11 protein-coding genes are annotated in these 15,388 nt (G+C 57.3%); 8 read left to right on the top strand and 3 right to left on the bottom strand.

Annotated features, from left to right (window positions below):
• Nucleotides 1–2,430 (bottom strand): GcvT family protein, encoded by a 2,430-nt coding sequence (locus AC2FFA_RS17420; protein WP_496852553.1) that lies wholly within the window; start codon nt 2,428–2,430, stop codon nt 1–3.
• A 318-nt stretch (nt 2,431–2,748) separates the two neighbouring features.
• On the opposite strand from AC2FFA_RS17420, the gene xylB reads away from it, so the two are divergent.
• Genes xylB through AC2FFA_RS17435 form a run of 3 tightly spaced genes read left to right on the top strand, consistent with a single transcriptional unit; the run spans nt 2,749 to nt 6,448 of the window.
• Nucleotides 2,749–4,206 (top strand): xylulokinase, encoded by a 1,458-nt coding sequence (gene xylB, locus AC2FFA_RS17425; protein WP_496852554.1) that lies wholly within the window; start codon nt 2,749–2,751, stop codon nt 4,204–4,206.
• Nucleotides 4,207–4,223: 17 nt separating this feature from the next.
• The gene (locus AC2FFA_RS17430) at nt 4,224–5,153 is read left to right on the top strand and encodes an aldose epimerase family protein (RefSeq protein ID WP_496852567.1); all 930 of its coding nucleotides are present in this window, start codon (nt 4,224–4,226) and stop codon (nt 5,151–5,153) included.
• Nucleotides 5,150–6,448, top strand: a complete 1,299-nt coding sequence (locus tag AC2FFA_RS17435; RefSeq protein WP_496852555.1) for a cytochrome-c peroxidase — start codon at nt 5,150–5,152, stop codon at nt 6,446–6,448. The genes AC2FFA_RS17430 and AC2FFA_RS17435 overlap by 4 nt, the downstream gene beginning before the upstream one ends.
• Here AC2FFA_RS17435 and AC2FFA_RS17440 read toward each other — a convergent pair whose 3' ends face one another.
• Both AC2FFA_RS17440 and AC2FFA_RS17445 read right to left on the bottom strand, forming a co-directional pair.
• A complete protein-coding gene (locus AC2FFA_RS17440; RefSeq protein ID WP_496852556.1) occupies nt 6,449–7,960 on the bottom strand; it encodes a CRTAC1 family protein in 1,512 nt (503 codons plus the stop codon).
• Nucleotides 7,950–9,167: an ROK family transcriptional regulator gene (locus AC2FFA_RS17445; RefSeq protein ID WP_496852557.1), complete on the bottom strand. Its 1,218-nt coding sequence runs from the start codon at nt 9,165–9,167 to the stop codon at nt 7,950–7,952. Before AC2FFA_RS17445 ends, AC2FFA_RS17440 begins: the two co-directional genes overlap by 11 nt.
• 153 nt (nt 9,168–9,320) lie before the next feature.
• Here AC2FFA_RS17445 and xylF point away from each other — a divergent pair, with 153 nt between their 5' ends.
• From xylF to AC2FFA_RS17470, 5 genes are all read left to right on the top strand, one after another.
• Nucleotides 9,321–10,340 carry a D-xylose ABC transporter substrate-binding protein gene (xylF, locus tag AC2FFA_RS17450; RefSeq protein WP_117869447.1) on the top strand — a complete coding sequence of 340 codons (1,020 nt, stop codon included), beginning with the start codon at nt 9,321–9,323 and terminating at the stop codon, nt 10,338–10,340.
• A 75-nt stretch (nt 10,341–10,415) separates the two neighbouring features.
• Nucleotides 10,416–11,714 (top strand): sugar ABC transporter permease, encoded by a 1,299-nt coding sequence (locus AC2FFA_RS17455; RefSeq protein ID WP_117872798.1) that lies wholly within the window; start codon nt 10,416–10,418, stop codon nt 11,712–11,714.
• On the top strand, nt 11,714–12,511 hold the full coding sequence (locus tag AC2FFA_RS17460) for an ATP-binding cassette domain-containing protein (protein ID WP_299897210.1): 798 nt from the start codon (nt 11,714–11,716) through the stop codon (nt 12,509–12,511). Before AC2FFA_RS17455 ends, AC2FFA_RS17460 begins: the two co-directional genes overlap by 1 nt.
• A 10-nt stretch (nt 12,512–12,521) precedes the next feature.
• Complete coding sequence (xylA, locus tag AC2FFA_RS17465) at nt 12,522–13,829, top strand: xylose isomerase (RefSeq protein WP_496720067.1); 1,308 nt, start codon at nt 12,522–12,524, stop codon at nt 13,827–13,829.
• 198 nt (nt 13,830–14,027) lie between these two features.
• Nucleotides 14,028–15,383, top strand: a complete 1,356-nt coding sequence (locus AC2FFA_RS17470; protein WP_496852568.1) for an MATE family efflux transporter — start codon at nt 14,028–14,030, stop codon at nt 15,381–15,383.
• The last annotated feature ends 5 nt before the right edge of the window (nt 15,384–15,388 follow it).

Below are 15,388 nucleotides of genomic sequence, written 5' to 3' on the forward strand. Positions count from 1 at the left end.
TCATGCGCGGGCGCGAGTGTTTGCGGGATCGACAGCACATGTGTCAATGACCACGGCGTCGCGCATTTCATTGTGGACCAGCACCTGCATTTTCGTACCGGGCGCCGTCATGTTCTGCGGCACTAGTGCCATCGCAATGTCGTGGTTGCAATAATAAGAGAACCCGCCCGAGGTGACTCGGCCGATCAGCTTGCCCTGAGCGTAGACACTCTCGTCAAACATCACCGACGTTTCGCCAAAGGGCAGTTTCAGCGTGACCAGCCGCCGGTGCGTGCCTTCCTTTTTCTGTTTCAAAAGAGCGGCCTTGCCTATGAAAGCGCGACCTTCGGTTACCACGAACCGGTCGAGGCCGGCCTCGTATGGCGTCATGTCCTTGCAAATCTCGCGATTGATGGCGCGATAGGATTTCTCAAGGCGCATGGATTCCAGTGCCTCAAGCCCGAAAGGTTTCACACCGGCCTTCAACAGCAGGTCGACAAGATGGCGGTTGTAACCGACCGGGTGATGCAGTTCCCACCCCAGCTCGCCGGTATAGGACACGCGAAGCAGATGAACGCCCTTGGCGTAACCCACTTCACCCATTTGCGCAGAAAGCCAGGGGAAGGTTTCGTTCGACAGGTCATTGTCGGTCAACGGTTGCAGGATCTCTCGTGCCTTGGGGCCTGCCAGAGCAATCACGCCCAGTTGTTCTGAAACATCTTCAAGAAGAACAGAGCTGTCATTGGGCAGCAAACGTCGCAGTTGATCCCAGTTGTAGGCGCGCCAGTTCGGGGTGGAGACCAGGTAAAAATCATTCTCGGCATAGCGGACGACCGTGTATTCAGCATCCATGCCGCCCTTTTGGTTCAACAAAAGCGACAGGGTCATTCGCCCCACTTTGGGCAGCCTGTTCGCCATAAGGCCATCCAGCCATTTGGCGGCCCCCGGTCCGCGCACGGTGAACTTGGTCATCGGTGACATCTCGATGAACCCGGCCACGTCACGGGTGGTGCGCACTTCTTCCTGAACGCGTTCCATGTGGTTGGTGCGACGGAAGGAATGTTCCGGAACAGCTTCCTCGCGCGATTTGGCGAACCAGCGCGGAAACTCATATCCGTTGAAGCTGGTCCAGACGGCGCCATGCGCGCTCAGCAGATCGTAGGACCCCATCGTTTTCATCGGGCGCGCGTCGGGAAAATCTTCTCCGGGAATGTGCGCGTTCATGTGGGTCCCCCACGTTTCGCGCACCTTGTCCATGGTCCACTGCTTGGACGCGTAATCCGAAAAACGGCGCGGGTCGAGTTCGGACATGTCCATGCCCGGATCCCCATCTACAATCCAGCGGGCCAGGCGTTCACCAACAGTGCCACCCCACAATATGCCGCCGGGCATGCCTTCGGCCAGCCACAGGTTTTCATGCCCCGGTGCGGGTCCCGCAAGCGGCAACTCGTCTGGTGTCATCTGGAACGGACCCCGAGTGTTGGCCTTGATACCCACCTCACCAAGTGTTGGAACCCGCTCGATGGCACGTTCCCACTGCGCTTCGACCGCGTCGAAATCTTCGGGCAGGAGGTCGGCACCAAAGTCAGGCGGCACACGATCTTCGGCGAATAGCTTGAGGTCTTTGGAGAACTCATAAGGGCCGAACTGAATGCCGCCCACGTCTTCGCGCAGATAGGCGCCGTAATCTTCATCCCGCAGGATCGGGAACTCGGGCAACCCTTGCGCGCGGCGTTCTTTGAGAAGGGGAACGGTTTCCGTTGTCCAGTATTGGTGAACGATTGGAATGCAAGGCAGATCCAGGCCAACACGGCGCGCGTTCTCGCGGGCATAGTTTCCAGTCGCGAAGACCAGATGTTCGCAAGTGATCTCCCCCTGATTGGTTGTCACCTTCCAATGACCGTTTTCCAGTTTTCCATAGGCCAGCGCTTCGGTGTTCTGAAACACTTTGGCGCCCTTTTCACGCGCCAGCTTGGCCATTGCCATGGTGATGTCGGCAGGGTTCACGTAGCCGTCCTCGGTATGCAGGATGCCGCCGCGAATATTTTCCGATTGGTTGAGCAGAGGGTGCAGTTCGGCGATTTCCTCCGGCGTCAAAAGTTTGCAAGGCACACCGGCAGCTTTGGCAATCGAGGCATAGGACAGGAATTCGTCCCAGCGTTCCTGCGTATTGGCGACGCGCAGCTGCCCCACTTTGCGCAGCCCGACCGAAGCGCCGATTTTCTTTTCGACTTCGGAATAGATGCGGATGGTCTCCATCGTCATCTTCGAAACGTTGTGGGACCGCACAAAGGTGACCAGCAGACCTGCCGCGTGCCAGGTGGAGCCGGAGGTCAGCGTGGTTCTCTCAAGCATGATCGCATCGGTGCACCCATGCTGCGTCAATCCATAAAGAACCGAAGCCCCGACGCATCCGCCACCAACGACAACAACCTTGGCATGTGATTTCATTCGCTGAATTCCCTCTTGCGACTGATTTCGTTTTCAGACGGACCGTCAGCATGAAATCAGTAAACCCAGAACTGCTTGAACTGTTTACGTAAAGTCAGCGTCAGACAATTCGAAAAATTTTCGGGCCCAGCTTAGTTGAATTAAACCTTGGTCGTGTGTGCCGATGACTCCACGCGTTCTGCGAGGGTCTTCATAAAATTAAGTGCCATCTCTTGCGTCGCCTTGATATGTTAGCGCAAACTGCGCTGATAAGGTCTGACATAGGTTCCAAGTGCTTGATGGCACCATCAGCCTGTGCTGCATTAAGGGGGAAAACGCGTGTATCTCGGTCTGGATTTGGGGACGTCAGGTCTTCGGGGAATTGTGGTCAGCGAAGAGGGCAACGTCGTTGCCGAAGCCGAAGCAGGTGTTGTGACATCCACGCCGCACCCCGGTTGGTCAGAACAAGATCCGTCCGATTGGGTAGAAGCCTGTCAAAACGTCGTTGCCCAATTACGTGAACTGAACGGTGCCGCATTTTCCGCGGTGCGCGGCGTCGGTCTGAGCGGCCATATGCACGGTGCCACGTTGCTGGATCGGGATGGCAAGGTGCTGAGGCCCTGTATCCTTTGGAACGACACGAGATCAGCGCAGGAAGCTGCGGATTTGGATGGTCTGGCTTCTATGCGCTCGATCACCGGAAATATCGTTTTTCCGGGTTTCACGGCACCCAAGCTGAAATGGGTGCGCGGGCATGAGCCTGACGTGTTTGCGAAGACATCCAAGGTGTTGCTTCCGAAAGATTATCTGCGTTTCTGGCTCACCGGATCCTACGTCAGTGACATGTCCGACAGCGCCGGTACGGCATGGTTGGATGTTGGAGAACGTGAATGGTCAGACATTGCGTTGGATCTGAGCCATATGCGCCGGGATCAAATGCCAGAGCTGGTTGAAGGCAGTTCAGCAGGCGGAGAACTGCGATCAGAGATCCTTCAGCAATGGGGCCTGACCGGGCCGGTCGTGGTTGCCGGCGGGGCCGGTGACAACGCGGCAGCGGCCTGCGGCATCGGAAGCATCGGCGAGGGCAGCGGATTTCTGTCATTGGGCACGTCGGGTGTGTTGCTGGTCGCGAAGGAAAGCTATGCGCCTGCGCCGGAAACAGCCGTTCATTGTTTTTGTCATGCAGTCCCGGATCGCTGGATTCAAATGGGTGTGATCCTGTCGGCCACCAACAGTCTCAACTGGCTGTCCCGTAACCTCGGTCAACCCGTCGGCACGCTGGCATCGGAACTGCCGGATTCGGTGAAGGGGCCATCAAAGATCACCTTCCTTCCGTACCTGTCCGGTGAACGGACGCCGCATAACGACAGCACCATACGCGGAGCGTTCCTGGGCCTGGATATCGCATCGGAATCCGCTGATCTGACCCAGTCTGTGATGGAGGGAGTTTCCTTTGCGATGCGCGATTGTTTGGAGGCACTCAAGAGTACGGGCACCAAGCCCGAAAGTTTGCTGGTCGTCGGTGGCGGGGCGCGGTCGCGATTTTGGCTGGAGACACTGGCCACAGTTCTGAACACACCGCTTGCTCTGCCCAAGGGAAGTGAGTTCGGTGCCGCCATCGGCGCGGCACGTCTTGCTGCCTGTGCAGTGCAGGGCGCCGACCCCGAGGATGTCATGCTTTCCCCGGAAGTCGCTGAGCGTGTTGAACCACGTGTCGAGCTGTCCAACGCTTACGAGGCGGAATACCAGCGGTATCGCGAGTACTATGCCGCTCTGTCCCCTCTGGCTGCGCGGTGATGGCTGATCCAAAGTCTATGCCTGTCGAGCAAGTCATACTTCAAGACGGTGACATGTCCGTTTCGGTATTGAGCTATGGCGCAAGCACGCAAGGATGGTGGCTTGGCAAAACACCCTTGATATTGGGCTACGAAAACCCGCAGGATTACCTGTCGGACCCGTTTTACCTCGGCGCAATTGTGGGGCGTGTAGCCAACCGCATCGGCGGAGCGCAGTTTTCATTGCAAGGGGGCGTTCATCACCTGACAGCAAACGAAGGGCCGACCACGCTGCATGGTGGTCCGAGCGGGCTGTCACGCAAATACTGGGATATCGTGAAAACCTCTCCAAATCAGGCGGTTCTGTCCTTGACTTCACCTGACGGTGAAGGCGGATTTCCCGGAGAAGTCAAATTCGAGGTGCATGTCGAACTGACCTGTCCGCGTCTGATCTATACAATCAGGGCGCGACCGGATCGCCCCACACCGATCAGCATCGCGCAGCACAATTATTACACTCTGGGCTGTCCGGAGGATATCCTGGGCTGCCTGCTCAGGCTAAGATCGAACCGGGTGCTGGAATTGGACGCGCTTTCAGTTCCTTCCGGAGATATCTCCGGTGCCGGCGAAAGTGTGCCAGATTTCGCGTTGTCACGCACCGTCGGGGCGGAGGGGCGCGAACTGGACCATTTTTTTGTGTTTGATGAAAGTGGAACCCATGACCATCCGGTCGCAGAGGTCAGGGCACCTTCGGGATTGAGGATGAACGTGTATTCAGATCAACCCGGGGCACAGGTCTATACCGGGGCACATCTGTCCGGCCGATTTAGCCCGGGTGCGGGGCTGTGTATTGAACCGTCAGGATATCCGAACGCCGTGAACATCCCTGCGTTCCCGTCCGTCATCCACACGCCGGACAACCCGTATCAACAAACATTGACGCTTGAAATTCCCGAGGATCAATCATGAGGATCCAGATTGCTGCGAGTGCTGTGGGCATCTGGCTGACGCTTTCAGTTGCTCAGGCGCAAGACCTTGGTTCGCGCCCTGAGTTTATCGAACCTGACCTTTCCAACGCAGAGTTGGGGCAAATGCTGTTTTATGATCCGATCCTGTCGGGGAACAGGAACATCAGTTGCGCAACCTGTCATCATCCGAAACTGGGAACGTCTGACGGGCTCTCGCTGGGTATCGGCGAAGGTGGAACCGGGCTGGGGGGAAAGCGTAAGCTCACTCAAGATAACATGCCCGAGCAGCGTATTCCGCGAAACTCGCCCGCGATGTGGAATCTCGGGGCGCTGGAATTCACGACGTTTTTCCATGACGGCCGCCTCGAGGCGGATCCTTCTCGGCCCAATGGCATCAGAACCCCGTTGGGGACACATATGAGGCCGGGGTTCCAGTCGGCCTTGGCGGCGCAGGCGATGTTCCCGGTGCTGTCACCTGACGAAATGGCGGGACATTATTCTGAAAACGAAGTCAGCAAGGCCGTGCGTCTCGGCTTGCTCACACAAGAGGGTGGCGCCTGGGATCTGATTGCCGCGCGGGTGGCCGCGATACCGGAATACAAACAGCGATTTGACGACATCGCGCCCGGAGAAGACATCACCTTTACCGCAATTGCCAATGTCATTGCCGATTTCATTGCGTTTGAATGGCGGGCTGACAACAGCCTCTTTGACCGAGCGATGCGAGGCGATGACGCGCTGTCCGATCAGGCGCAACTGGGGATGGAACTGTTTTACGGAAAGGCTGGATGCAGCGCCTGCCATTCCGGGTGGTTCCAGACCGATCACCGTTTCCATTCGATCGCCATGCCTCAGATCGGTCCAGGAAAAGCAGCGCGTTTCGAAAACCATGTGCGGGATGAAGGGCGACTACGCGTCACGGGCGACAAGGATGATGCGTTCGCGTTTCGCACGCCTTCATTGCGCAACGTGACCCTGACGGCGCCATATGGCCACAGCGGAGCCTATGCGCAGCTTGAAGATGTCGTGCGCCATCACCTGCACCCGGTTGCCGCCTTGCGGAGTTACTCAATCGAAAAGGCTGATCTGCCCGAGTTTTCCGGGGCAGAGGACCAAAAGGCTTTGTTGGACGCCCGGCATATTGAGGCTATCGCGGCGTCAAACGATCTGGTTTCCATCAGCCTGAGTGACGAAGAGGTCGACGCCATCCTGAGTTTCCTGGGCACGCTGGAAGATCCGGCAGTGCGGCTGGGCGTGCCGCAATCAGTTCCCAGCGGATTGTCCGTGGATCAGTGATCAGCGCTGGAGGTGGACTACTCGGTTGGGGTCGGCAGGCTGCCAGTCTCCGTGTTCGCCATCTGGCCAGATCACCCGTACCTCTGCGGTCTCGGCATCCCCCAGACCAAAGTGGTGGGGCCCAGATATTCCACTTGCATGTCCTCCGCCAATGGTAACTTCGCGGGTTTGCATGCCGGCAGGTGATTTGACCTCGATAAAACTGCCGACCGCCGCTTGATTGGGGTGGTTCTGACTAAGATCAACCATGAGCCAGTTGCCAGAGGTCGGTTCATTCTGGAAAACCTCAAGGTCCGCGCCACGATTGACCACCACCAAATCCAACCACCCATCCCCATTGAAATCCGCCAGGGCCCCGCCGCGGGACTTTGCCATGGACGCGACACCAGCTTGTGATGCTGTTTCGACAAACTGACCGTCGGCGGCCTGCATCAACAGGTTATTGGGATCGGTTTGCGCCGCGTCGGGCATCTGCTCAACATTGCCTTTCGCGACAAAAATGTCGTCCAGCCCGTCATTGTTGACGTCCCCGAACTGAGCATGCCAGCCGGTTGAGGGGCGGCCATCTTCTCCTACATGCGGCCTGTGTGCGGTAGTGCCTCGGTCATAGGTTGCATCCCGCCATGTCGGCCCATCCGTTGCGGGATCGAAAACCTGGAATTTCTGATCCCCCATGGAAGTCAGATAAACATCGGGAAACCCATCACCGGTCAAATCCCGCGAGGCAATTCCCATGCCCCAGATTGAGTAGGGAAGCCATCCATCGCCCTCGCTGTACAGGCGCGGGGAGTCTTCCATGGCCCACAGTTGTTCTTGGCCGCCACGCACATAGTAGTGGCGGTCATTGCTGACACGCAGATCCGCGCGACCCGTGCGCGCCCAGTCGGAAAACAGGATGGACAAGGAACAATGACCGGGTTCCAAATGGACAGGGTCGCCATATTCGCTCCCTTCCGGGCGGTACAACAGAGTTGGTCCGCAAGCCTCAAAAGGTCCATCCGGATTGCTTCGGTCGACATAGGTCCCAAAGGCCAGTGTTGGCAGGGTTTGCCCGCTTTCCCAAGCCACGGAAAAGCCGGTGGTCCAATGGTCCTGAGATTGAAAGTTCAGTTCCGCAAAGGGCTCGAATGCGCAGTTCGGTTTGCCGCGCAGCAAGAGGTCTTTGCCCACGCGCAAGACCGCCAGATCCAGAAGCCCATCGCCATCAACGTCCACCGGGTATGCACCGGTCACATGAAACAAGGATAACTGGTCAGGTGTTTCTGAGCGAAAACTGACTTTTGCGCCGGATGTGTTGATGAATAGTTGCGCTGGGTTCGATCCGCCTGCCACAAACAATTCAGGGCGGTCGTCATTGTTGCAATCGAAGACTGCAACACCCCCGCCCACGAAATGTTCCCAGCCGCCATCGTAAACATGGCCGGGGGTTTCCACCTTTTGAAAGCGCGGTGGAACGGTGTCCGCAGCGGCAGCGGAAGTCACCGTAAGCAGGATTGCTATCTTAGTTCGCATGAGCCGCCAGTTCCCTGACCTTTAGGATAGAGACTTGTTCAATTCCATACGCCGCTGCCCCTTTCGCCCACATTGAATCACCCCAGTGGTTTACCTTGATTTCGGGCAACGGCGCGTCAACGCTGACAACACCGTTTTGGACACGGGTCATCACCTCTTCCGAGTGCAGGTAGTCAAAGCTGCCTCTGGCACCGGACAGGATAATGCACTCGGGGTCGAACAGATTGATCAGGTTCGAAACCCCCATGCCGAACATTTGGCCCGCGCGGGCCAGAACGGAAATGGATCGGGCGTCGCCGGCTTTTGCTGCTGCGAGGATATCAACAAGGGTGCGGGGATCTGTCGCTTCACTGGCGATCGTCGCTTCGCGGATCAGGGCGTATTCGCCCACATAAGCTTCCAGGCATCCGCGCTGCCCGCATTGGCACAACGCACCGTCCAACTGAACTTTGAGGTGCCCGAATTCTGCTCCGCATCCGCGTTCACCGCGATAGAGCTTGCCGTCAAGAACAATACCCAGGCCGATGCCGTGCTCGATCGTAACAACCAAAAAGTTCTTCAGCCCCTTCCCCAATCCGAAAAGCTGTTCCGCCTTTGCGACCAGATTGGCGTCGTTTTCGATGAAGGCAGGGCAGGGCAGCACCTCGGACAAAAGAGAACTTAGATCCACATTTCGTTCCGTCAGGGAAGATGACCAATGCACAAAGTTCTGCTTTGCATCAATAAGGCCGGCGATGCCGATGCAGACTCCGGACAAATCTGCAAGGGATTGGTTTGCTGAGGCGCAGGCCTGATCAAGCACGGCGCGAATCTTTTTGGCAAACGCATCCGGGGCCATGCGGGCTTCGTCCAGCGGATGTGTGTACGAAGTGATTTCGGTTCCTTCGAAATCCACGAGAATGACTGAAACCTGCTGGCGGGCGACTTTCACGCCCGCAATCAGATGCGACGCGCCATGGAGCTTCAGCTGTACGCGCGGTCTGCCGCGGCGCGCCGACTTGGAAGGTGTTTCGCCTTCTATTTCCTGAATCAGACCAGCAGACAGAAGATCCGCAGTGGCGGTTGTGATGGTCGCAGGGCTGGTTTCCAACGCGCTGGCGATGTCGATTCGTGAAATGGTCCCCTTGGCCCGGATTTTTTCCAATACGCGCAGGCGAGTGATGTTCCTTTGGTCCGTGGCATTTGAAGAAGCTTTGCTTTTCAGCATCTTGCCCTCGCGAATCTAATCCCTGTTTCAACCTAGGTGGTTTTTTCTGTTACCGATAGCATAAATATTTTACCGACTGAAATAAATATGCTACTCAGAATTATCGGGGCCACGAATCATGAAACGATGGCTCATTGAAACCGGGAGGAAATCATGAAACGAATACTCAGCGCCTCTGCTGTGGCAGTCCTGATGGGGACAGTTGCATTTGCAGAGCCCACGGTCGGTGTAAGCTGGTCGAATTTCCAGGAAGAGCGTTGGAAAACCGACGAAGCGGCGATCAAGGCTGCACTGGAAGCGGGCGGTGCCGAATACATCTCGTCTGATGCGCAATCTTCTTCCGCCAAGCAATTATCGGATATTGAAAGTCTGATCGCGCAGGGCGTTGATGCGCTGATCATTCTGGCGCAGGATTCTCAGGCCATCGGCCCGGCAGTGCAGGCAGCGGCAGACGAAGGCATTCCGGTTATCGCGTATGATCGTCTGATCGAAGATGACCGTGCGTTCTATCTGACATTCGATAACGTTGAAGTTGGCCGGATGCAGGCGCGCGCGGTGTTCGAAGCGATGCCCAAAGGCAACTATGTGATGATCAAGGGCTCGCCCACGGATCCGAACGCGGACTTCCTGCGCGGGGGTCAACAAGAGATCATCCAAGCCGCCGTTGACAGCGGTGATATCGTCATCGTGGGTGAAGCTTATACCGACGGCTGGCTGCCTGCGAACGCGCAGCGCAACATGGAACAGATCCTGACTGCGAACGAAAACAACGTTGATGCCGTAGTGGCCTCGAATGACGGTACTGCTGGCGGCGTTGTCGCCGCGCTGACCGCGCAGGGTATGGAAGGCATTCCTGTCTCGGGTCAAGATGGTGATCATGCGGCGCTGAACCGGGTCGCCAAGGGCACGCAAACCGTTTCTGTATGGAAAGATGCGCGTGAGCTGGGCAAGGCTGCCGGTGAAATAGCAGTTGCGTTGAGCAGCGGAACCAGCCCTGAGGATATTGAAGGCGCCATCAGCTGGACCTCGCCGGGCGGAACCGAGATGAACTCGGTCTTCCTTGCGCCTGTACCGATCACCAAAGACAACCTGTCTGTCGTGGTCGATGCTGGTTGGATTCCGCTGGAAGACCTGTGCCAGGGCGTCGAAAACGGCCCCGCACCCTGTAACTAAACCTAGTTCCAAACTGTCACATCTCTGGCCCGCATGGCCGGGCCAGAGATCATAGCTGAACATGAAAGATCGGATATGACCGAAACTTCGTCTCAGCCGGTACCCCAAAAAGCAAAGGCCAACCTGTTTCAGCAACTGGAACTGGATATGCGGCTATTGGGCATGATCGGCGCCTTCATCATCCTGTGCATCGGCTTCAACATCTTTACGGACGGCCGTTTTCTGACGCCCAGAAACCTGTTCAATCTGTCGATCCAAACCGTCTCGGTCGCCATCATGGCCTGTGGCATGGTGTTCATCATCGTCATGCGCCACATCGATCTCTCGGTCGGCGCGCTTCTGGCGACAACATCCGCCGTCATGGCGATGACCCAGACCGAGCTGTTGCCGAATGTGTTAGGGATGGGATTGAACCACCCCGCGACGTGGGCGATCACGTTGGTGGTGGGCCTTGCGGTCGGGACAATGATCGGTGCGTTCCACGGTTGGATGGTGGGGTATCTGACCATTCCGGCTTTCATCGTGACGCTTGGAGGGTTTCTGGTCTGGCGCAACGTTGCCTGGTACATGACTGACGGCCAGACAATCGGCCCGCTGGACAGCACTTTCCTGATGTTTGGCGGCACCAATGGGACCTTGGGCACAACGGTCAGTTTGCTGATCGGCTTCGCGGCCACGGCTATTGCAATCTGGGCGTTGTGGAGCGGTCGCCGGTCCAAAGCCGCTCACGGGTTCCCTGTCAAACCGGTATGGGCCGAAGCGACACTGGCCGGAATCGTTGGCATTGCTATCATGGGCTATGTCTTTATCGTCAACAGCTATGCCATCCCGACACGTCGGCTTGAACGCATGTTTGAAGCGCGCGGCGAGACCATGCCTGAAGGGCTGGTTGTTGGTTACGGCATCCCGATTTCGGTACTGATCCTGATCCTTGTGGCGGTGACGCTGACCGTTGTGGCCCGCAAAACCCGCTTTGGACGCTATATCTTTGCAACAGGCGGCAACCCGGATGCGGCCGAATTGTCAGGCATCAACACCCGCATGATGACCGTCAAGATCTTCGCTCTGATGGGGTTTCTCTGTGCACTGTCGGCGGTCGTGGCCTCGGCCCGTCTGGCCAATCACTCAAACGATATCGGTACGCTGGATGAGCTACGCGTGATTGCCGCTGCCGTGATCGGTGGAACGGCGCTGTCCGGCGGTATCGGTACGATCTATGGTGCAATCCTCGGCGCGCTGATCATGCAGGCACTGCAATCCGGCATGGCCATGGTCGGCGTGGATGCGCCGTTTCAGAACATCGTCGTCGGCAGCGTGCTGGTTCTGGCCGTCTATATCGACATCGTCTATCGCAAACGTCTGGGGGCGAAATGATGCAAGCACAAGAAACACAAAGCCAGGCTTCGGGCCGCGGATCGGGTCAGCCTCCCTTGGTGGAAATGCGTGATATCTCGATTTCCTTCGGGGGCATCAAGGCGGTAGATCATGTGTCGGTTGATCTCTACCCGGGCGAGGTCGTGGGCCTTCTGGGGCACAATGGGGCCGGCAAATCCACCCTGATCAAGGTGCTTTCGGGTGCCTATCAGATGGACCACGGCGAAATCCTGATCGACGGCAACAAGGTTGAGATCAACAATCCCCGCGACGCACGCGCCAACAATATCGAGACGATCTATCAGACGCTGGCGCTGGCGGATAACCTGGATGCAAGTTCGAACCTGTTTCTAGGCCGCGAAATGGTTACGCCCTTTGGCCTGGTCAACGACGCCGCGATGGAGGCGGAATGCCGCAAGATCATGGCACAGCTGAACCCGAACTTTCAGAAGTTCAACGATCCGGTCTCGGCCCTGTCAGGGGGGCAGCGTCAATCGGTGGCCATCGCGCGTGCGGTGTACTTCAACGCCCGTATCCTGATCATGGACGAGCCCACGGCTGCGCTTGGCCCGCACGAAACACAGATGGTGGCGGACCTGATCCAACAGCTCAAGGCGCAGGGAATCGGGATTTTCCTGATCGACCACGATGTGCACGCGGTGATGGAATTATGTGACCGGGCTTCGGTCATGAAGAACGGAAAGTTGGTTGGAACGGTTGATATCGCCGATGTCACCGATGACGATCTGTTGTCGATGATCATTCTGGGCAAAAAGCCCGGCGAAAAAACGGATTGAGGTAAACGAGATGACGAGCGGTTTTTTTCAGGGAATTGAACAGGTGCAATTCGAAGGCGAGGACAGTAAGAACCCGCTCGCATTCCGTCACTACAATCCGGATGAGATCGTCATGGGCAAGCGCATGGAAGACCACTTGCGGTTTGCCGTGGCGTGGTGGCATTCATTCGCCTGGGAGGGTGGTGATCCGTTTGGTGGGCCCACCTTCGAACGTCCCTGGCATCCGCAAGATGATATGGGCCGGGCCAAGATGAAGGCTGATGTCGCCTTTGAGATGTTCCAGATCCTCGGGCAGCCCTATTTCTGCTGGCATGATGCTGATATCCGCCCTGAGCAGGGGAACTTTGCCGACAATCTGCGCACGCTGAACGAGATCGCAGACTATATCGGTGAAAAGATGCAGGCATCCGGTACCAAGTTGCTATGGGGCACGGCCAATATGTTCAGCCATCGTCGCTGGATGGGAGGGGCCAGCACGAACCCTGACCCCGAGGTCTTTGCTTTCGCGGCCGCCACGGTGAAGTCATGCATGGATGCCACTCACAATTTGGGGGGCGAAAATTATGTGCTTTGGGGCGGGCGTGAAGGGTACGAGACGCTGCTCAACACCGATATGAAAACCGAACTGGATCACATGGGCCGATTCCTGAACATGGTGGTCGAGTACAAGCACAAGATCGGATTCAAGGGTGCTATTCTTGTCGAACCAAAGCCGCAGGAGCCATCGAAGCATCAGTATGATTTCGACGCCGCCACCTGCATCGGTTTCCTGCGCAAATATGGGCTTGAGGATGAGGTCAAGCTGAACCTTGAACAGGGGCACGCGATCCTGGCAGGTCACAGCTTCGAACACGAAATTGCGGTGGCTGCGGCTGAGGGGATGCTGGGATCCATCGACATGAACCGAAACGACTATCAGTCAGGATGGGATACGGATCAGTTCCCCAACAACACCCCCGAAGTCGCGGTGGCGTACTACCACATCCTGAAAGCGGGCGGGTTCACAACCGGCGGCACCAATTTCGATGCCAAGCTGCGCCGGCAGTCGATCGATGCCGAAGATCTGATCGCCGCGCATGTGGGCGGGATGGATATCTGTGCCCGGGGTCTGAAAGCTGCAGCAGCGATGATCGAAGATGGGGGATTGGAACAGGCGCTGGTTGATCGGTACGCGGGCTGGAATACGCCTGAGGCGCAGGCAATGCTGTCCTCCGGGCTTGACGAGATTGCAGCGCGGGTGTTGGCCGAGGATCTCAATCCAAGTCCGCGCTCGGGACGTCAGGAAATCCTCGAGAACTACGTGAATCGTTTTGTCTGATCCCTGCGGGTTCAGCCGATCCGTAAAATAACCTGTGTACAATGCCCCGGAAACGCGTGAGTTTGCTTCAGTGTTGGCCGGGGTTTTCCCTGGCCGAGCGCAAAGACATCAGAGGCCCGTCCGGGTCGAACAGGTGGGGCGAACAGAGTTTTGGCGGATCGATCGGCAGGCAAAGCGGTGTTTCTGAGCGGCAGCCTCATGCTGCACGTGACCCGCATGTCGCTGACCACCAGCATTGGCCTGATGGCCATTTTTGCCGTCGACTTTGTCGATATGATCTTCATCTCGATGTTGGGCAAAGACGCCCTTGCGGCGGCGGTGGGCTATGCCGGTACGCTGCTGTTTTTCACCAACGCGATCAATATCGGATTGTCGATTTCGGCCGGGGCGCTGGTCGCGCGCGAACTTGGGGCCGGGCGGGCTGAGCAGGCAAGGCATTACGCGTCCAGTGTGGCTGTTATCGGGCTGATTGCCGGGCTGATGACATCGGTACTGGTATTGTTGAATCTCAGTTACCTGCTGTCGTTGCTCGGCGCAGAAGGTGAGGTTCTGAGGCTGGCGACGCGGTATGTGTCGATCATCCTTCCCACCATGTGCGTGATGTCGATTGCGATGGCGGCAATGGCGGTGCTGCGCGCCCACGGCGATGCGCGACGGTCGATGATGGCAACGATTTATGGCGGTGTGGTGAATGCTGTTCTGGATCCGATTTTGATCTTTGCTGTCGGGTTGGGGCTGGACGGGGCCGCGATTGCCTCGGTCCTGGCGCGGCTTTGCATGTTGGGAGCGGCGTTGTGGCCCGCGCTCCGGGTGCATCGGGGGTTTGCGCGTCCTTCACTGAAGCAGGTAACACAGGATTTGCGCCCCGTGCGGGCAATTGCAATTCCCGCTGTTCTGACGAATGTCGCCACGCCGATCGGGAATGCCATCGTGGTGCGGGAGATCGCGCAATATGGCACGGATGCGGTTGCGGGCATGGCTGTGATTGGACGTCTGTTGCCAGTGGCGTTTTCAGTCATCTTCGCGCTGTCTGGCGCGATAGGGCCGATCATCGGACAGAATTTCGGGGCCGAAAAGTTCGATCGTGTGCGCGCTGCCTTTTTAGCTGGGATCAAGTTTACGGCCATTTATGTACTTTGCATGTCGGCTATCTTGTTTTTTCTGCGCACACCGATTGCGGATTTGTTCGCAGCCGAAGGCGAAACCCGAAGTCTGATTTATCTGTTCTGTGGCCCGCTGGCATTGGCTTCGTTCTTCAACGGCGTGATCTTCGTGACAAATGCCAGCTTCAACAACTTGGGGCACCCGGTGTATTCCACATGGATAAACTGGGGTCGCCACACAATTGGAACATGGGTTTTCGCAACGATTGGTTCACAGATCGCCGGAGCTTCCGGCGTTCTGCTGGGTCAGGCCTTCGGAGGCGTCATCTTTGCAGGTGTTGGATGGGTTCTGGTCGCGCGGGTTGTGGCACGGTTGGAGCGCTCACAAGCGCTGGAGCCTTTTTCCGATCAAGGTCGACTCCATTCACTGTTCGGGCGCCGCGGATGGTGATCAGG

The organism is Ruegeria sp. YTSB088, from assembly GCF_059609825.1.